Source organism: Treponema berlinense (assembly GCF_900167025.1).
Classification (GTDB): domain Bacteria; phylum Spirochaetota; class Spirochaetia; order Treponematales; family Treponemataceae; genus Treponema_D; species Treponema_D berlinense.
In genome coordinates this window covers 120654-139563 of record NZ_FUXC01000003.1, presented here as the reverse complement: position 1 = coordinate 139563, position 18910 = coordinate 120654, and the positions used below count along the sequence as shown (strand labels likewise).

At 41.6% G+C, this 18910-nt stretch carries 9 protein-coding genes; 3 read left to right on the top strand and 6 right to left on the bottom strand.

The genetic code is table 11. The features are described 5' to 3' along the window. Positions 1–187: 187 nt before the first annotated feature. The 4 genes from B5D47_RS04075 to B5D47_RS04060 all read right to left on the bottom strand — a co-directional run bounded on the left by B5D47_RS04075 (position 188) and on the right by B5D47_RS04060 (position 10306). The gene (locus tag B5D47_RS04075) at positions 188–1780 is read right to left on the bottom strand and encodes a chitobiase/beta-hexosaminidase C-terminal domain-containing protein (RefSeq protein WP_200806544.1); all 1593 of its coding nucleotides are present in this window, start codon (positions 1778–1780) and stop codon (positions 188–190) included. A 452-nt stretch (positions 1781–2232) separates the two neighbouring features. Further along, entirely contained in the window at positions 2233–6795 is a 4563-nt protein-coding gene (locus tag B5D47_RS04070; RefSeq protein ID WP_078930554.1) for a 2-hydroxyacyl-CoA dehydratase, read from the bottom strand. Positions 6796–7037: 242 nt separating this feature from the next. Next, entirely contained in the window at positions 7038–8549 is a 1512-nt protein-coding gene (locus B5D47_RS04065) for a hypothetical protein (protein WP_143592602.1), read from the bottom strand. Next, on the bottom strand, positions 8528–10306 hold the full coding sequence (locus tag B5D47_RS04060) for an adenylate/guanylate cyclase domain-containing protein (RefSeq protein WP_078930552.1): 1779 nt from the start codon (positions 10304–10306) through the stop codon (positions 8528–8530). The genes B5D47_RS04065 and B5D47_RS04060 overlap by 22 nt, the downstream gene beginning before the upstream one ends. Before the next feature lie 109 nt (positions 10307–10415). Between B5D47_RS04060 and murJ the strand changes: the two genes are divergently transcribed. After that, positions 10416–12110 (top strand): murein biosynthesis integral membrane protein MurJ, encoded by a 1695-nt coding sequence (murJ, locus tag B5D47_RS04055; RefSeq protein ID WP_078930551.1) that lies wholly within the window; start codon positions 10416–10418, stop codon positions 12108–12110. A gap of 87 nt (positions 12111–12197) precedes the next feature. Then, a complete protein-coding gene (locus B5D47_RS04050) occupies positions 12198–13343 on the top strand; it encodes a M24 family metallopeptidase (RefSeq protein WP_078930550.1) in 1146 nt (381 codons plus the stop codon). Here B5D47_RS04050 and B5D47_RS04045 read toward each other — a convergent pair. Both B5D47_RS04045 and B5D47_RS04040 read right to left on the bottom strand, forming a co-directional pair. Further along, entirely contained in the window at positions 13340–15271 is a 1932-nt protein-coding gene (locus B5D47_RS04045; protein ID WP_078930549.1) for a tetratricopeptide repeat protein, read from the bottom strand. The two genes, B5D47_RS04050 and B5D47_RS04045, sit on opposite strands and share 4 nt — an antisense overlap. Positions 15272–15303: 32 nt before the next feature. Then, positions 15304–16818, bottom strand: a complete 1515-nt coding sequence (locus B5D47_RS04040) for a LamG-like jellyroll fold domain-containing protein (protein WP_234969890.1) — start codon at positions 16816–16818, stop codon at positions 15304–15306. Positions 16819–16828: 10 nt separating this feature from the next. Here B5D47_RS04040 and uvrC point away from each other — a divergent pair, with 10 nt between their 5' ends. Continuing rightward, the gene (gene uvrC, locus B5D47_RS04035) at positions 16829–18829 is read left to right on the top strand and encodes an excinuclease ABC subunit UvrC (protein ID WP_078930547.1); all 2001 of its coding nucleotides are present in this window, start codon (positions 16829–16831) and stop codon (positions 18827–18829) included. Positions 18830–18910 lie beyond the last annotated feature (81 nt).

Sequence of the window (18910 nt, the reverse complement as noted above, 5' to 3'; positions counted from 1 at the left end):
AATAACACGAAAAGCAAAAAAGTTACATAGACAAAATATAACGATAATGGGTGCGTGCCGTAAAAACGGCACCGGGCTTTGCAGGGTTCCGCGCCTTACGCGCTCCATTGCTGCGCAACGCGCTCCGCGCGCCCTTCCAATCCCTCGCACAAAAAAAAATTGCCGCCATAAACGACGGCATAAAGTTTTAATAATAAGGATAAACAGCAGCCTGCTCAGGCTTCTGTTCAATAATTACATCGCGCCAGCGTTTGCCCCAGTTGTAAACGGATTCTCCAAAATCAACAGTACCATCATCGCTCAAGACAAACTCTACTGGAATATTTTGACGTATTTCCGCAGTGTACGGAAGCGTTTCATCATCATAATGCGTAGCATTTTCGTTCTTTGTAATCTTAGTTTTATAATCTTCACTTTCAAGGTTTATGCTGCCACCTTCGTACTTTCCGTTTTCGTCAAATTCAGAAGGACGAATAGTTTTTGTATAAACGTTTTTATCACTTCCCACATTGATAACAGCTTTATAAGTTGTATTGCCACCTGAAGGGAAAATCGAATATTTTATACCGCTGCTTGTGTCTTCGCTGCCATATACCGCCATTAAATTAAATGTTTTTTTTCTAACTACATTGTTTTCATAGATGTCTTTAACTATAAAAGCAGGTTTTGGATTTTCCGTTTTATTAACTGAATAATAATTACTTTCTTTGCAAGTCTCATAATATTCTACAAGCTGCTGTTTTTCATCAAACGCATAACAATTAAGCAGCAGATTATTTTTGTCATAACTTTTAAACTCATTCGGCATGTAATTTCTGATTAAGACAAAGTTCATAGCTTTTAGCGCATCTTCAAAAGCAACAGAATTATTCTCTGAATCTACAAAATTGGCATAGTATTTTGAATGCCATTGTTCCTTTATAAATCCAAGTCTGTCTGTCAAATCTTCTTTTCCCAATACCAGAAAATTATCACTATAAAAGTAATGCGGAGTTGTTTCTTTAGATTCTTCAAAAAAATCTGATTCTGAATAGCCATTTGGAATTACAGCTGGCACAATATTCTTTTTTAGCTCAGTAAATTCCGGCAGTGTACCATGCTTTACAACAACCTTGCCTGCAACTCTTATCAAAAGCACATTTTTGCCGAAAGTTTTTTCAGCATATTCTTTTGTTTTTTCGATTGCTTTTAATGTGGTAAGCGCTGCGCCACCAATCTCTGCAGCCACACTGCGCGCACTGCCTGAATTTTCTGTAATTGTGTTAGAAACTACGGTGTAGTCCAGACCGTCAATTTTTACAACAGAACCGACACTAAAACTTGCGGTTTCAGTTGTGTCTGTTTTTTCTGAACAGCAGTCGATCGCCTCTTGCGCCGTGGCGTATTCCTTTTGACACTTGGCGCACACATAGACTTTTTCCGTTATTGTCTTTGTCTTTATGGAAACGTTTGCCACAGAAACAGGGCTGTTTTCTATGCCTTTTTTTACTGCAAAAGCCTTTAATACAGTGTCTTTGCCGAACGTTACGGCCTCTGTGTACTTTTCGCTTTTTTCTGTCGGCTCAGTTCCGTCTGCCGTGTAATAGATTGCGGCACCTTCCGTCTTGCTTGCCATTGCTACCTTTACGCCGGCTTCTCCTGCGTCTTCCGCGGTAAATGTTACTGCCCCGGCGTAAGTTTTATCAACATACTCTGTTTCGATTTCCTCTTTGCAGCCGAAAAACACAAGCTCTATTGCCATTGCCGCAAACACGGCAAAGATTCTCGATTTTTTCATCATAACTTCCTCCATAAGATGAAACTAATTTAAAATAAAAAAAGACCGTCATACTGCGGCGCACAAAATTTTGCACGTTGCAATATAACGGTCTTCTAATAACTGAATAAATTGTATTTTAGAGAGAATTATCTTCTGTTCTGTTCTGTTCTGTTCTGTTCTGTTCTGTTCTGTTCTGTTCTGTTCTGTTCTGTTCTGTTCTGTTCAAGATTATGTCTCTCCGGATTTCTCTGTCAAGCGTCAGTATAACATATTTTTTTTAATTGTGCATCGTTTTTTTTTAACGTTTTTTTGCGTCAGACTATGGAGCAGTGTCGGCGGATTGTTTTAACAATGCGCCGACAAAGACCGCAGGCGCGCCATTGCGCGCCGAGGACTTAGAGCGCAAGCGAACTGCGCAACAGCCGGCCGGCGCATAGCGCCGGAGACGCCCTGAATTTTAATTTCAAGCGCTTTTAGTCGGCAGTTGTTGCCGGCACAAGATTTTTTGCGTCGACAGGATCGTCGTCAACAAACTGGCTTCCGCCAGAAGCATACTGCAAAATCGGATCAACCGGACCTTTTTTAGTCCAAATCTTACCGTTTTTCATTTCGTCCGGATTTTTTCCAATCGGCGCATTAGAAAGCAAAAGCTTTACGCGGTTCAACTGGTTTACTTCCGAAGCTCCCGGATCGTAGTCTATAGCACTGATGTTCGACTGAGGAAAATGCCTTCTCAACTCTTTTATCATGCCTTTTCCGGTAATGTGGTTTGGAAGACAGGCAAAAGGCTGTACACAGGCAATTGAAGGCGCTCCGGAATGAATAAGTTCAATCATTTCTGCAGTCAAGAACCAGCCTTCTCCGCTTATGTTTCCAATCTGGCAAATTCCTTCAACTGATTTCATCATTTCCCAAATGTCGGTCGGAGTTGTAAAGCGGCGGCTGCGTTTTAGGCAACGATTTATGTAATATCTGTAGAAATTCAACAGTTTAATAATCAGTTTTCCGGTTTTTTCTTCTTTTTTCGGGAATGCGAGTTCTTCGTATCTGAATTTTCCATCGGCCATTGTGTAGTAGACAAAATCCATAAGATCCGGCATTACACATTCTGCGCCTTCATTTTCGATTACTTTTACAAGGTCGTTGTTTGCTGTCGGATGGAATTTTACAAGGATTTCTCCTACAACACCAACACGAGGCTTTTTAACCGGAAGAATCGGAAGTTTGTCAAAATCACGTACAATTCCGCGGATCATCTTGTGATAACCCAAAATTGAAAGCGACTTTAACTGTTTTATAACCTTTCCATTCCATTTTTCGTAAAGAGCGTCTGCGCTTCCTGGAACAGCTTCGTAAGGACGAACTCTGTACAGAACGCGCATAAAAAGGTCACCGATAAAAGCTGCCATCATTGCGCGATGAACAAGCGGCAAAGTAAACTTAAAGCCCGGATTTTTTTCAAGTCCGACTGTATTGAGAGAGATTACAGGAATCTGTCCCCAGCCTGCATCGTTCAAGGCACGGCGGATAAAACCGATGTAGTTTGTAGCGCGGCAACCGCCACCAGTCTGCGTAATTAAAAGTGCGGTTTTGTTGAGATTGTACTTTCCGCTTTCGAGCGCGTGCATCATCTGTCCGGCAACAAGAATCGACGGATAGCAGGCATCGTTATTTACATATTTTAGGCCGGCGTCTACGGCTTTTGGATCGACCGCATCAAGCACAACAAGTTTGTAGCCAGAATACTTGAATGCCGCTTCCAGAAGTCTCATGTGAATCGGCGACAATTGAGGACAGAGAATTGTATATTCGTCCTTCATTTTTTCTGTAAATACAACGCGCTGGTAAGCAGAAGATTTTACCGTCACCTTTTTTCGAGAACGCTGACGTGCTTTTACGGCGGCAATAAGAGAGCGGATACGGATTCTTACGGCTCCAAGGTTTGAGCCTTCATCAATCTTTATGAGAGTGTACATCCGGCTCTTTGCCTTCATGATTTCATCAACCTGATCGGCTGTTACAGCGTCAAGACCGCAGCCAAAAGAAGTAAGCTGTACAAGCTCAAGGTTTGGCATTCCTGCGACAAAATTTGCAGCGCGGTAAAGGCGGTTATGGTAAACCCACTGGTCAACAATGCGAAGAGGGCGCTCAACAGAACCAAGATGGGCAACTGAATCTTCTGTAAAGACAGCAAGGCCGAGTCCGTGAATCATTTCCGGAATTCCGTGGTTGATTTCCGGGTCGAGGTGATAAGGACGTCCTGCAAGAACAATTCCGTTTCCACCGCTTACAACAAGCTGTTCAAGAGCTTCTTCTGCCGCTGCCTGAGTGTCCGCCTTAAATTTTTCCTGTTCAATCCAACCGGCGTCAATGGCATCGTAAACCTGCTTTTCTGTCAAAACCGGATAATAAGTGTGGATTTCTTCATAAAAGCGTTCTTTGAGGCGGGTTTTGTCGTAAATCGGCAAGAACGGATTCAAGAAGAGCAAATCTTTTGAATTTATTACGTTGTCAAGGTTGTGTTTTAAAACTTCCGGATAAGAAGTTACAACCGGACAGTTGTAATGGTTTCCGGCACCTGCATCTTCCTGTTTTTCGTAAGGAATACAAGGATAGAATATGAATTTGCATCCCATTTTTAAGAGAGACTCGAGATGGCCGTGGCTGATTTTTGCCGGATAACATACGGATTCAGACGGAATGGAATCAATTCCGCGTTCATAAATCATCTTGTTTGAACGAGGACTGAGTTTTACCTGGAATCCCAATTTTGTGAAAACCGTAAACCAAAGCGGATAATTTTCGTACATATTGAGAACGCGAGGAATTCCAACGCTTCCCATAGGAGCATCTTCCGGTTTGAGCGGAACATAATAGTTGAAAAGACGTTTGTATTTACAGTCAAAGAGGTTTGGAAGTTCAATGGAAGATTCTTCAACACCAGTGTTTTCTTTGTTTGAACCGTCAACAGTTTTTGTGTCCTTAAGTTTATGGCGTTCAAGTCCTTTTTCGCAGCGGTTTCCTGTAATAAACTGGCGCTTGTCGTTTCCTGCGGTAAATGTATTGATTGTAAGAAGACAGTTGTTCTGGCATCCACCACAACGAGTAAGTTCAAGTTCAACCTTAAATGAATCAAGCTGTTCTGGAGTTGCAATGTTTGAAATCACCTTTGGAGGAATCCAATTCTTTTCCTGTCCAGGTTTTGGAGCTGTCAAATCGCACCACTGGTCAAAGGCAATCAAGGCTGAACCGTAAGCACCCATCAAACCAGCAACGTCCGGTCTGAAAACTTCTACACCAGAAATTTTTTCAAAAGCGCGGAGAACGGCATCATTGTAAAAAGTTCCGCCCTGAACAACAACTTTTTTTCCGATTTCTGAGGCACGGCGCAGTTTTATAACCTTAAAAAGCGCATTTTTGATTACCGAATATGAAAGTCCTGCAGAAATATCATCGATTGTAGCGCCTTCTTTCTGAGCCTGCTTTACACGGCTGTTCATAAATACAGTACAGCGTGAACCCAAGTCGACTGGTTTTTTAGAAAGAAGAGCTTTTTGCGCAAATTCTTTTATGTCGAGGTTCATTGAATTTGCAAAATTTGCAAGGAATGAACCACAACCGGCAGAACAAGCTTCGTTTAACTGGATTGAAGTGATTGCACCGTCTTTCATGCGCAGACACTTCATGTCCTGACCGCCAATGTCGAGCAAAAATTCAACTCCAGGAACAAAGAATTCCGCGGCGCGATAGTGAGTAATAGTTTCTACTTCGCCAGCATCAACTCCGAGAGCCGCCTGGAAAAGCGCTTCGCCATAACCTGTCGAAACAGAACGCGCAATATAGCAGTCTTTCGGCAAAATTTTATAAAGAGTTTTTAAAACGCGGACAGCAAGTTCGACAGGATTTCCTGCATTTACATCGTAGAAATCCCAGAGGATTTCGCCTTTTTTGTTGATGAGAACGGCTTTTGTTGTAGTTGAACCGGCATCAAGACCGAGAAATAACGGACCGTGTTCATCTGCAAGATTTCCGCGCTTTGCCTTGTCCTTTGCATGACGCTCACGGAAAATTCTTAAATCCTCTTCGTCCTTAAAAAGCGGTTCAAGGCGCTGAACTTCGTTCAATTCCGCACCATTGAGATTTTTAAGGCTGTCCTTAAATTGGGCAATAGTCAAAAACTGTTTTGGAGTTTCTGCTCCTACACAGGAAAGTTTTTTTTCGGCAGAATATGCGGCTCCGGCAGCAACAAAAAGCTGAGAATCTTCAGGAACGATTGTCTCTTCCGGAGTAAGCTTTAAGGTTTCGATAAAGCGCTGACGCAACTGATCCAAAAAGTGAAGAGGTCCGCCTAAAAATGCTACATTTCCGCGGATTGGTTTACCGCAGGCAAGACCAGAAATAGTCTGGTTTACAACCGCCTGAAAAATCGAAGCGGCAATGTCTTCGCGGCGGGCACCTTCGTTAATGAGCGGCTGAACGTCTGTTTTTGCAAAAACACCGCAGCGGGCGGCAATCGGATAAATTGTTTCGTAACCGGCCGCAAGCTTGTTAAGACCGGGAGCGTCGGTTTCGAGCAAAGCTGCCATCTGGTCGATAAAAGCTCCAGTACCGCCGGCACAGGTTCCGTTCATGCGCTGTTCAACACCGCCGGTAAAATATGTAATTTTTGCGTCTTCGCCACCAAGCTCGATTACAACGTCAGTCTGAGGAATAAGTTTTTTTACGGCAGTTGTAGCCGCAACTACTTCCTGAATAAAAGGAATATTAAGCCACTGGGAAACAGAAAGACCGCCTGAACCTGTAACTTTTACAGAAACAGTATTGTTTTCGCCCAGTTTTTTTTCAACTTCTTCCAGAGCCTTTGTAACAACCGTGATAATTGTATTGCGGATATCCGCACGATGGCGCTGATAATCGCCGTAAATTACTTTATCGTTTTGATCAAGACAAACGACTTTTACAGTTGTAGAACCAACATCGATACCAATACGGATTGGAGTCGATGCAGGAGAAAATTTAACATTGGAAAGTTCCATCAAATACCTCAAATTTTACGGATGTATATATATGAAAAGTTATAAAATTTTAGTTTTTAAACTTCTGATAAATTTAGCACTTATATTTTGAAAATTCAACAGATTAGGCAAATTTGCCGCTTTTATAGTAGAATTTGAATGTTTTTGCAAAAAACTTACGCCTGATTGCAGCCGCGCGAAGCGTTCGACTTGTCGAATGAAACGGCGGAAAGCAGGTTAGAGCAAAAAATGCCGTCCAAATTCTATTTTTTTTGAACTTCTGGCTCCGGAATCACAAAATAAACGCGGGTTCCTGCAGAAAGCACGTCTGGATTAAAGTTTTTTGTAGTATTTTTTGGAGCGGCGGTATAGTTTTGGGCGTTTTTTGTTACTGTAAGTTCGCAAACAATGCGTTTTCCGTCGCGAATTTGCGCGTCAAACGTTTGAATTTCCGGCGGAACAAGGGCTTTGGCTGAATTTGCGACATAAAGTTTTAGATTATTCTTGTCCGAAGAATTGATTATGCAGGCCTGGGCCGGGAATGTTTTATCTGAAAGGCAGATTTCTTCAAAAGTGTCTTGAAACTCTGAAATCTGGGCATTTTTTTGCGAAATTTCGGTTTCTAAGCCGTCGATTTGAGTCTGCATCTGCTTTTGAGCCTGCGCCATTTCTGTCGTAATCGAAAAAGCCAGCCGCTGCATTGCAGGAACGTAATGGCGGATTGTGTTTTCGAGCGGAATTGTTGAAAAACGGTTGGCAATCGTGTTTAAGCCGTCGAGATAATCCGCTGCATTTTTGACAGAAGAAGAAAAAACTTCTGACGGCGACTTGAATTCCGATAGGTAATCCGAAGATTCAAAACGGGAATTGAACTGGATTTCGGCTGTTGATACCGCATTTTTTGGAATTCCCGTTTCTAAAATTATCTGGTCTTGAATAGCAGACTGGCTGCGTGCGTCAGGGTCGAGAAGGTCGATTTTTGCCTGATATGTTTTTCTGACTTTTTCGACTGCTTCGCGCTGCTGCTTTACGGCTTCGCGCTGCTGTAAAATCATCTGGGTTTTTAATTCGCTTATGCGGTTCTGGTATTTTTTTTCGAGGTTGCGAATTTGTATGTCGTTGAGCTGTTTCTGGCTGTCGAGAACCGCTTCGTCTGCCTGGGCTGCAGAGAGTTTTTCTGAATCGTAGCCAGAAAGTTTTTCTTTAATTTCTGCAATTTTTGCGTCGGCAGCCTGGATTTCCGGCTCGTATTTTTCGCGTATGCTTTTTATGGATTTTTTGTATTCTTCCTGGATTTGCAGGGTTTTTCGGGCAATTGCATCTTTGCTTGAAACTTTTGAAACTGTCCGCAAAACGTATAAATCATTCTCGCGTTTCTGGTCGGCTGCGTTCAATTCGTCATCGCGCTGAGAAACAAGCATTTCTTTTGCCTGAAGTGCGCTTGCATAAAGAGATTCTGTTCTTCCGGCAGAATTGAGAAGAGCACGAAGGTTTAAATCGTTGAAAGTGTCGATATTAACCTTGATTTTTCTGTTTTGAGAAGTGATAAAAAGCGTAAGTCCGGCAACCAAAAGGCTTACGACAACGGCGCACACGCAAAGAATTATAACTACGGAACGGTTTTTGTGCTGTTTTGTACGCGCGTATTCTTCTTCGAGGTTGTATTGCGCCGCTTTTGAATAGCTTAAATTTTTTAATTCGTCTTTTAAAAAAAGCTGAACTTCTTTGTGAGTTTGAGCTTCCTGAAGTTCGTTTATTTTGTTGTCATTGTCCATATTCCCATCCAGCCGTCAGGAGCATTGAGTCTGCCCATTCTTTCCAAAAAGACCTGAGCTGCTTCAAGTCCGCAGTCTTTAAACGATTTTCGAGCCGAGTTCCAGTCGCCTGAGTAATAGGCAGAAAGCGCGGTTTCGAAAAGTCCAAATTTTGTTTTTAGTTCAGGCTCGCCTTCTTCAAGGCTTACAGGGAAAAATATTTTTTTGCCTTCTGTTTTGCCTTTTACCTGAACAGTGTCGATTTCGTAGAAAGTGTATTTGTCCGAAAATTTTTCAACTTCGTTTTTTACGTATTCCGAGCAGATTACAGGAAGATGATAAATTCGCGTCAAACCTTCAAGCCGGCTGGCAGAGTTTACATTGTCGCCGATTACAGTGTTTGTCATGTGCTCGTCTGAGCCGATATTTCCGTAAAAGACGTTTCCGCCGTCAATTCCAACTCCAACGTCGATTAAAACAGCCTTAAAAACCCGGTCTTCGGCTTCGGTCAAAGTCCGTTCTTTTTCGATTTCTGTCCGGCGAAGAATCATTTTTTCGCGCAGCTGCGCCGTCAGTCTTGTAATGTTCCAGGCAGATTCCACAGCCTCAAAGGATTTTTTCTTTGAAGAGGCAGTTCCGTAAATGGCAAGAATCGCATCTCCGATAATTGAACCGATTACTCCGCGGTTTTCGTGCACAGCGTGGATTACACGGTCGTAATGAACGTTTAAAAGGTCGATTATGTCGTTTCCGAGGGTTTCCGTTCTGTAAGTAAAACTTTTTATGTCTGAAAATAAAATCGTCAGGTTGCGGCGTTTTCCTTCAAGCCGAATTTGATGCTCGTTATAAGCTTTTGCAACAACGTCTTTAGAAACAAATTTTTGAAAAATTCCAAGAAGGTTGTTGATTGTCGAAGAAAGTGAATTAAAACTTGCCGCAAGATAAGTTATGTCATCGTTCGGAGAAGAAGACAAATCGATTATTTCGAGCTTTTGATTTTGCTGCATCTGGTAAAGACTGCTGGTGATTTTTTTGACATTTGCAAGAATTTTTCCAAAAACCTTAAATCCGATGATTAAAAAGGCAACCAGAAGAATAAAAATTATAAGCGAAATTACGGCAAGAACGACAAAAGTCGAATGATTTGTGTCTGCACGGGATTCGCCACGGATAAAGTAGCACTGCCAGTCTTCCTGATATTTGTAAACCCCGAAATATGAACCTTTTTCCGTCTCAAAATTCAAAGAACCGTCAAAAATTCCGTTTTCGTAATCCGAATTTATCCGGGCAAGCGCATCTTTGTCAAAAAAACCGTAGTCTTTTTTTTCCTGCTGCTCAGTTTCGCCAGAATTTACATTTTCCGGTTTCTGAGCGTCGTCAAGCTGAGAGTGAAAAATTTTCTGTTCGTCTGTTTCTGTTCCGTCAGCATAAACTTCAAAAAGAATGTTTCCCTGTCTGTCGATTGCAGCCGCAAAACTCTTTGGAAAATCAAAACCTTTTTTTGAAACGCTCTTCAACGCTTCAATACAAGTCTGTCTCTCGCCGTTAAAAGAAAAAATCTGATATTGATTTCCTGCAGCTGAATACAAATCTTTGAGCCGGCTTACCATAATCGTGTTGTTTAAATTGATAATCTGTTTTTGGCTCAAAAGTAAATTAATCGTATTTGTTGTAAAATTTGAAAGCAATAAAAGAACAGTAAAGACTGCGACAATTTTTAAGGAAATTGGCACAATTCTCGTCTGCCCGACCTTTTGAAAAAACTGTTTTCTGGACATTTTAGATTTTCTCCAATTTTTAGTATAAAACCGCAATCCTAAAACCGCAAGAAAACGAATTGAAAAACATCATTGCAAACACCGGTTTAAAAATATATTCTCTATAAATATGAATACAGAAAACAATTCTCAGGCAAAAAATATCGCTGACAGACAAAAAAAATCAAATACAAAAAAATCACTTCTCGCTTCCGGGCTTTCTCTCTCATTTTTTACGCTTTGTTCCAGAATTCTGGGACTTGTCCGCGAAATGACAAAGGCCTCGTTTTTAGGAACTTCAAAATTTGCGGACGCATTTGGAATTGCCTTTATGATTCCAAATCTTTTGAGAAGACTTTTTGCCGAAAACTCAATTTCGGTCGCTTTTATTCCGACTTTTCGCGGTTATCTTGAAGATTCTGCAACTTCTGGAAAAGATTCAGATGAATTCAAAAAAACAAAGGAATTTTTAAATTCAACAATAACGCTCATAAGTTTTTGTACAACCGTTGTTGTAATTCTTGGAATCGCATTTTCCCCACTGATTATTCCGCTTTTTTTAGACGAGTCGGATTCTGTTTTGACGGCGGAAGCAGTTCTTCTTACAAGAATAATGTTTCCTTACCTTTTTGTAATTTCGCTTGCGGCTTTTTTTCAGGGAATTTTAAACGGCGTAAAAATTTTCAGTCCTTCCGGTTTTACTCCGGTTCTTTTTAACTCGATTGTAATCGCCTGCACTTATATTTTTACTCCGCTTCTTACAAAAAATGTCGCCGATGCTGAACTTCGAGCACAAATGGCGGCACGCGCAATGTCGTTTGGAGTTTTGATTGGCGGTTGTGTCCAGGCAATTTTCCAGCTTCCTTTTGTAATAAAAACAGGCTGGTTTTGCCATTTTACTTCACTCAAAAAAGCGTTTAAAAATCCTGGCACTAAAAAAGTTATCGCGCTTGTAGGTCCGACAGTGATCGGAATGGCTGCTTATCAGCTGAATGATGTAATTTCGACGGCTCTTGCAGGAAAAGCTGGAACAGGAATTGTTTCTTCTCTCCAGTACAGTCTGCGTCTTCAGGAATTGATTCTGGGAATTTTTGCTGTTTCGATTGGAACCGTAATTTTGCCGGATTTGAGCGGACTTGCAAAAACTCAGAAATGGGAGAATTTCAACAGGCTTCTTTCGCAGGCAATTAAAATTATCGCATTGATTTCGATTCCTGTAACTTTTTACTCGCTTGTGTGCGGCAAAGAAATTATTTCGCTTGTCTATAAATCGAAAAATTTTAATGATGAATCAGTCCAGCTTACTCTTACGGCATTTCGCTTTCATATTGCAGGACTTTTTTTTATTGCAATGAACAGAGTTGTCGCTCCTGCTTTTTATGCGCAGGGAAACACAAAATCCCCTACTCTGGCAGGAATTCTAGGACTTGCAATAAATATGATTTTTGCGCTTATCTTGATAAAACCTATGAGCGGAGGCGGAATCGCCCTGGCACTCACCCTCGGAAGCCTTGCAAATTCCATTTTGCTGTTTGTTTTTCTTAAAAAAAATAAACAGATTGACGTAAAAGCCGTTGTCGGCGGAACAATTTTGTATTCAATAAAAATGGCAGTTCTTTCGGTAATTGCCGCAATTCCGGCAACCCTCGTTAAAAACGCAACATCTGCTTTTTTTGCAGGCCGCGGAAGACTTGTAGAATTTGGAGGAACTGTAGTTTTGACGGCAATAGTTTTTGCTTTTGCAGGAATTTTACTTTTACTTATAACAAAAGATCCTGTGCTTGCAAGTGCTAAAAATATGGTTCTAAAAAAAGTAAAAAAATAACTTGAAAAAGTCGGCCAGAAAACAAGCCGTCCGAACAAAAATAAAATTTATGCTAAAATAAAATTTGATTTAGGGAGATAATTCTAAATGAAAAATTACACAAAAGATGAATTAAAAAAAATATATGCTGCCAGACGTGAAAAACTTTTTGCGTTTATGAAAGAAAACAAAATCACCGCGGCAGTTTTTGAGGACACTGAAGGCCGTAGAGATTTGAGCGTCCGCTATTTTACCGGACATCCTTCGGACGCGCTGTGGATTTGTTCTAGCGACGGAAAAAACGCTCTCGTTCCCTGGGACGAAAATCTTGCAAAAGAGCGGAGCGTCGACGTTAAAATTGTTCCATATAATGAATATGACAGAAAAAACATTGAAGCCGTTCGGGAAATTTTAAAGTCCTTCAAAAAAAATGATCCGCGCCTCAAAGTTGAAGTTTCGCCGGCAACTCCGTATCCTCTGTTTTTAAAGTACGTAGACGCGCTGCAAGGCTGGGACGTTTTGTGCAGAGAAAATTCCGTTCATGACTTTGTGCTCTCTCTGCGCGCCTGCAAAGATGAATACGAAATTGAATGCACAAAAGAAGCGGCAAGAGTCGGCGACCTGATAATCGAAAAAATCGAAAATGGAATTGATGACGGCTCTATCAAAACAGAAATGGACGTTTCGCTTTTGATTGAACGAGAATTGAGGCTCAACGGCTGCGAAAGAAACGGTTTTGACACTTTGGCCGCAGGTTCTTCAAGAAGTTTTGCAATCCACGCTTTTCCAGGTTACACGAGTGCTCCATGGCCTGGCAAAGGGCTTTCAATTCTTGACTTTGGAGTTGTTTTTGAAGGCTACACTTCCGACACTACGCTCACAGTTGTAAAAGATGCAACCGATGAGCAGAAAAAACTCGTTGAACTTGTAGAAAAAGCCGCAAAAGAAGCTCTGCCTTACTATAAAAACGGTGAAAAAATCAAAATGGCAGGTCTTGTTGCTGACGAAGTTTTCAAAAAAGCAAAGCGCGAAATGCCGCACACTTTGGGACATGGAATCGGACTCGAAATTCATGAATTTCCGCGGGTAAGCGCAAAGCAGACCGACGACCTTGTTTTTAAGCCGGGAATGATTGTCACTCTTGAGCCTGGACTTTACGATTCAAAACTTGGTGGCGTACGTCTTGAAAATGACGTTCTTGTTACCGAAAACGGAAACGAAGTAATTACGCACAGCAAGATTATCTACCGTTAAAAAGGAAGTTTTTTGAGCAGATTTTCCATTGCGTAAACAAGATTTTTATCTGGAATTTTGTTTAAAAGTTCCTTTACGATTTCAAAACCGTCGGACAAAAGTTGTCGGGAAGATGAATTTTGTCCGATTTTTTGTCCAGATGGCTGAACAAAACCGCTTTCAATAAGTTCATTTGCCTTTTCAAAGAGGCCTTTTTCGCCCGAAAGCCGGGAAATTACAAAATCAAGGAGAATGCGGGTTTCGCTGGTCTGAAATTCGCATTTTTTTTCTTCAGGCAAGAATTCCAAAAGCTCGCGAAGTTTTATAAAAAGCTCAAGATTTGGATTTTTAGGAAGTTCTTCAACAAGTTCCGGTTCAATAAAGTCAAACGGTTCGAAGGCTTTTATTTCCTGAGAAAAAACAGAAAGTCCGTCCGGGAGATTTTGTGTTTCCCCGTCAAAACTTTCAAGTTCCGGAATATTTTGAGTTTCTGCGCCAAAACTTTCAGATTCCTGGAGATTTTTAATTTCTGCGCTAAAACTTTCAGGTTCCTGGAGATTTTGAGTTTCTGCGCCAAAACTTTCAGGTTCCGGGATATTTTGAGTTTCTGCGCCAAAACTTTCAGTTTTCTGAAGATTTTGTGTTTCTGCGCCAAAACTTTCAGGTTCCGGAATATTTTGAGTTTCCCCGTCAAAACTTTCAGGTTCCGGGGGATTTTCTGTGGCCGGCGGCTCTGAAGTTTTTAAGTCTTCCGTTTGCTGGTTTTCCTTAGGACTTTCTTCTGGCGGATTTTGTTTTTCTTCCGTCAATTCCGGCTCATCATTTTCATCTTGTTCATCTTCTTCCGGTTCGGGAATGTATTCATCTTCAAAATTTTCCTGGCCAAAAGTCTCAAAATCGAAATTTTCATCATCGCCGAGTTTTAATTCGTCAAGGCTAGAATTTTCTTCGGTTTCGTCTTCTTCATTTTCTGCTTCCGCCGAAGTTTTGTCTTCCGGTTCCGTAAGATTTTCTTCGGTCTGTTCAGATTCAATTTCCGTCTTAATTCCGGCATTTTCTTCGTCTGAATTTTCTTCTTCAAAATCAGATTTTTCGCCGTTTAAATTTAATTCTTCTGAGGCTGATTCTTGGTTTTCCGGCTGAACTTTATTTTCGACCGGATTTTCATCATCTTTGTTTTTTTCAACAAATTTTTCCACATATTTTAAATTTTCTTCGAGACTTTTATCATTTGGATTGACCGACAAAGCGCGTTTTACAAGTTCGTGCGCTTCTGGAGCACGATTTATTTTTACGAGAAGACGCGAAAATCCGCCGACTGCATCGTTCCAAAGCGGTTTTGAACGCAAGGCCTTGGAATATGCTTCGCAGGCTTTTTTGTAATCACCGAGCTCTTCGTAACTTTTTGCAATATTTAATAGAAGAACAGGATGATTTGAGTCGACATTCAGACCGCGCAAATACCAGTGGACGGCTTTTTCGTGTTCGTTTTTTTGAGCATAAATCGTTCCAAGATGATTGTAAGCAAGAACATCTTCCGGATTCATTTCAATCGTGTCTTCAAAACATTCGATTGCATTTTCTGTGTCGCCCATGATTTTGTAGGTAAAACCAAGATTGTACGAAACCTGAGGATTGCCGCTGTCAAAAATCAAAGCCTGTTCAAGAATAGCGATTGAATCTTCGTACATTTTTAAACGCCGGTAAATTCCGCCAAGAGTGATTAAAGAATCAAAATCGTCTTTTGAAAGCCCGACTATATTTTTAAAGACAGGAAGAGCAAGGTCATCACGGCCGCTTTTCATATAAAGGTTTCCAAGCTGCTTTAAAAGTTCAACGTTGTTCCTGTCTTTTCGCAAAAGCTGGCGGTAAAGGCGTGCGGCAAGATCAAAATCCCGCGCCAAAGTTGCAGAACGTGCTCTCGAAAGCAAAAGTTGATTTTGAACCATAAATCTTCTCCAGTCAGTTAATTCAGCGGAATCTATTTTTTTGCAAGCCGTTTTGACGGACGGGCAAAAACTTCATTGGAAAGTTCGCCGTTTATGTTTTCGTCCAGTTTTGAATATGTCGAAACCGCAAAATAGTAAATCGTTCCGTTGTTAAGTCCTGTCAGCGTAATTGAAGTTGAATTTCCAGCATTCACAGGAGAAACGCCTTCAATTGCAGCCCTGCCAAGATATTCTCCAGGTTTTGAGCCGTAATAAACGTAGTAACCGCCGGCATTGTCGTCAATCGAAAAACGCCAGCTTAAAGTAACTTCTCCGTCGCCGGGAACTGCCTTTACAAAAAACGGAGGGAGCGGAGTTTCGGGTTCTGTATATTTTACGGTTAATTCCGTAATTTTCGGAGTTTGCTGGCAATTTCCGTCCGGCAAAAGTTCGGAAGCAATTTGAAAATATTGTCCGCTAACGCCTTCTATTTTTTCGTCCAGCGAAATTTCTTTCCATTCAGGATAATTTTCTGTCCAGCCGTAGCAATTGTCGCCAGCACGCACAAAAAATTTCAATTCGGTCTGGGCAGGAACACTTACGATTCCCTCAAGGCTGTCAAAACTTGAGGCGCGGCTTACAAGAATCGGCCTTGTTTCAAAACGTCCGCCTTCCGCCTTGAACGCTTCGTTTCCGTTTACGAGAATATTTTCATCGCCTTTGTAAGCGGCATTTTTTATACATACACTGTCGATTTTTCCGGTAAAAGAATGACAGATTTCGATTGTTGAATTTTTTCCGATGACTGGAGTGCAGACGGTTCCGCTTTCGTGGCGTGTCGAAGTTATAAATTTTATGTCTTCGGTTTTTCCGTCAACAAGATATTCAAGGCAGCCGGTTTCTTCATCAAAACTTACTGTATGACGGCTCCATTTTTGAGGAATTACCGGAGTTGAGCCTTTTAAGACAACTTCGCGTTCAGAAAGCCCCGGAAATACATTTAAAAATCTCCATTCAATCCGGTTGTTCAAAAAAACAGCGCTCACCGTCTGAAAATCCGTGTATTTTGAATAATTTATTGAAGTCTGCCATGAATAAATTTTCTCGCCATTTTCTGCAAGCGACGGCGAAATCCAGAATTCGACCGAAAATGAGTTTCCAGGAACATAGCTTCCGGAAAGAGGCGATTTATCTTTTTTTAAGACCAGGCCTTTTTTTTCTCCGCGGCTTAAAGCGGCTCCGGTTCCTTTTGCGGCGTCTTTTACAGGCAAAAGATTGTTTTCTATTATTCTGTAATTTCCTTTTCCGTCAAAATCCGAAACTTTTCCGTTTTCAAAAAGCAAAAGAAGTTCTGTATCTTTGTCGGAAGTTTGAGTTTGCGAAGAAAGCTGGACAGCATCAAAACCAAAACGTCCCTGTCCTGTCGTAATTCCTTTTTTTACAAGAAAATCATTCCAGCCGTTTTTTCCGCCAAGAACCAAGGTCTTTTCTGAAGCGGCGGCTGTTGACACAAGTACAAAAGCCGAAGCAAAATATGCTAAACTCAATTTTAATATATTTTTTTTCATAAAACTCATAATGAATACTTCAGTTAATCCGGCTTATGAAATTCTTCACGAAACCGCACTAAAAGCACCTTCCTCCAGCGGTGTATATTTATGGCGAAACGAAAAAGGAACTGTCATTTATGTCGGCAAAGCCAAAAACCTAAAAAACCGTCTCTCGTCGTATTTTTCCGGTGAACGCCACATCAAAGTTCAACTTTTGGTGTCAAACGCAAGCTCGATTGAATACATAACCACGTCAAACGAATACGAGGCGTTTCTTCTCGAAAACAACCTGATAAAAAAATATTCGCCGCGCTACAATATTCAACTAAAAGACGGAAAATCCTATCCTTCGCTAAAAATTACGAACGAAGAATTTCCGCGGCTTTTCAAGACACGGCAAATCAAAAAAGACGGTTCAATTTATTACGGACCGTATCCAGATTCAGGTGCCCTCGAAACTTTTATAGAAACACTTTACAAAGTTTATCCTGTAAGACATTGCCGGACATTCAAAAAAAGAACTGCTCCCTGCATGTATTACCACATCGGCCGTTGCAAAGCGCCATGCTGCGGAAAAATTGATAAAGATTCCTACAATGAATTTATCGAAGAAATAAAGTCCCTGCTTGAGGGAAAAGGTGATGAAACTGTCGCAAAAATGACATCAATTATGAAAGCCGCCGCCGCTTCGCTCAATTTTGAAAAAGCCGCAAGAATCCGCGACGGACTGCGCGCTTTGACCGTCATGCAAAACCAGAATCTTGTCGAAGATTTTGTTTCGATGGATGACCGCGACTACATTTCTCACTGGCGCGAGGGCGAACTCGTAAGTTTTACTGTCTTAAAAATCCGTGGCGGAAAACTGCTCGGACGCGACAATTTCCGGGTAGAAAGCATTGCAGATGACGATGAGCTTCTTGAAGAATTTGCAGCCGCATATTATTCGGATGAGGAAGACTTACCGCCTTCAGTTTTTGTTTCCGAAGAAGACAACTCGAAGATTTTGGGGGAATGGCTGGAAAATTTAAAGCCGGGCGAAAAACACTCTCAAAAACCGAAAACAAAGCTTGTGACGGTAAAATGTTCTCAGGACGACAGGCGTTTTTCTGCCGAAAACAGACGGCACGCGGCAATTCTCAACATGGCAAAAAACAACGCCCACGAAGACATTATCAGGAGACTGAGGGAACGCGGAGATATGCCGGCCCTTGAAGAATTGAAAAAACTTCTCGGACTTCCACGGCTTCCAGACAGAATCGAAGGTTTCGATATTGCCCACATTGGCGGAAAATTTCCGGTTGCCTCGCTGATAAGTTTTTGGAAAGGAAATCCCGACAAAAAAAATTACAGATATTTCCGCCTGAAGACAACAGACGGCGTAATTGACGATTTTGCGTCAATGCGGGAAGCTGCGACAAGACGCTACAGCCGGCTCAAAAATGAAAATGAAAGTTTGCCGGACTTGATTTTAATAGACGGTGGCATAGGCCAGGTAAATGCAGTCGATGGAATATTAAAGGCGCTTGATCTTGATATTCCGATTGCAGGACTTGCAAAACGCGATGAAGAAATATGGCGGCCTCATGCCTCAAAACCAATCTGCCTCCCAAAACGCAGCGACGCTCTAAGGCTTTTGCAGCGCGTCAGAGATGAAACACACCGTTTTGCGACCAGCAGAAACCAGACTTTAAGGACAAAAGAAAACACAGTGAGCATTTTTTCGACTTTGCCGCACGTCGGCGAAAAAAGAGAAAAATTGCTTCTAAAAACTTTTACGACAATCGAAAACCTTGCAAAAACCGAAGAATCGCAGATTGCGCAACTTTTGCACATAAGGGCGGACGAAGCCGGCGAAATTCTGCTGTCTGCAAAAAACCTGGCGCAACAACGAAAAGAAGCAAAAAAAAGCAAAAAAATGGTTTTAACCCGGGGATTGAACGACGAAAATTACAGTTCAACCGGGGAAGAAAATTCGTACACAAAAGCGCTGGCATCTGCCGCCCTTGATCTAAAAGTAGCAGAACCATAATGTAGCCCTGATTGAAGCAACGCGAAGCGTCCGGCTTTGCCGGATGAAGCGGACAGCGGAATTGCGGAAAGCAGGAAATTC

What these genes read in the sequence shown, in the direction of transcription:
- B5D47_RS04075 (WP_200806544.1), bottom strand. Translation starts at nt 1,780, where the DNA reads ATGATGAAAAAATCGAGAATCTTTGCCGTGTTTGCGGCAATGGCAATA.
- B5D47_RS04070 (WP_078930554.1), bottom strand. Translation starts at nt 6,795, where the DNA reads ATGGAACTTTCCAATGTTAAATTTTCTCCTGCATCGACTCCAATCCGT.
- B5D47_RS04065 (WP_143592602.1), bottom strand. Translation starts at nt 8,549, where the DNA reads ATGGACAATGACAACAAAATAAACGAACTTCAGGAAGCTCAAACTCAC.
- B5D47_RS04060 (WP_078930552.1), bottom strand. Translation starts at nt 10,306, where the DNA reads ATGTCCAGAAAACAGTTTTTTCAAAAGGTCGGGCAGACGAGAATTGTG.
- murJ (WP_078930551.1), top strand. Translation starts at nt 10,416, where the DNA reads ATGAATACAGAAAACAATTCTCAGGCAAAAAATATCGCTGACAGACAA.
- B5D47_RS04050 (WP_078930550.1), top strand. Translation starts at nt 12,198, where the DNA reads ATGAAAAATTACACAAAAGATGAATTAAAAAAAATATATGCTGCCAGA.
- B5D47_RS04045 (WP_078930549.1), bottom strand. Translation starts at nt 15,271, where the DNA reads ATGGTTCAAAATCAACTTTTGCTTTCGAGAGCACGTTCTGCAACTTTG.
- B5D47_RS04040 (WP_234969890.1), bottom strand. Translation starts at nt 16,818, where the DNA reads ATGAAAAAAAATATATTAAAATTGAGTTTAGCATATTTTGCTTCGGCT.
- uvrC (WP_078930547.1), top strand. Translation starts at nt 16,829, where the DNA reads ATGAATACTTCAGTTAATCCGGCTTATGAAATTCTTCACGAAACCGCA.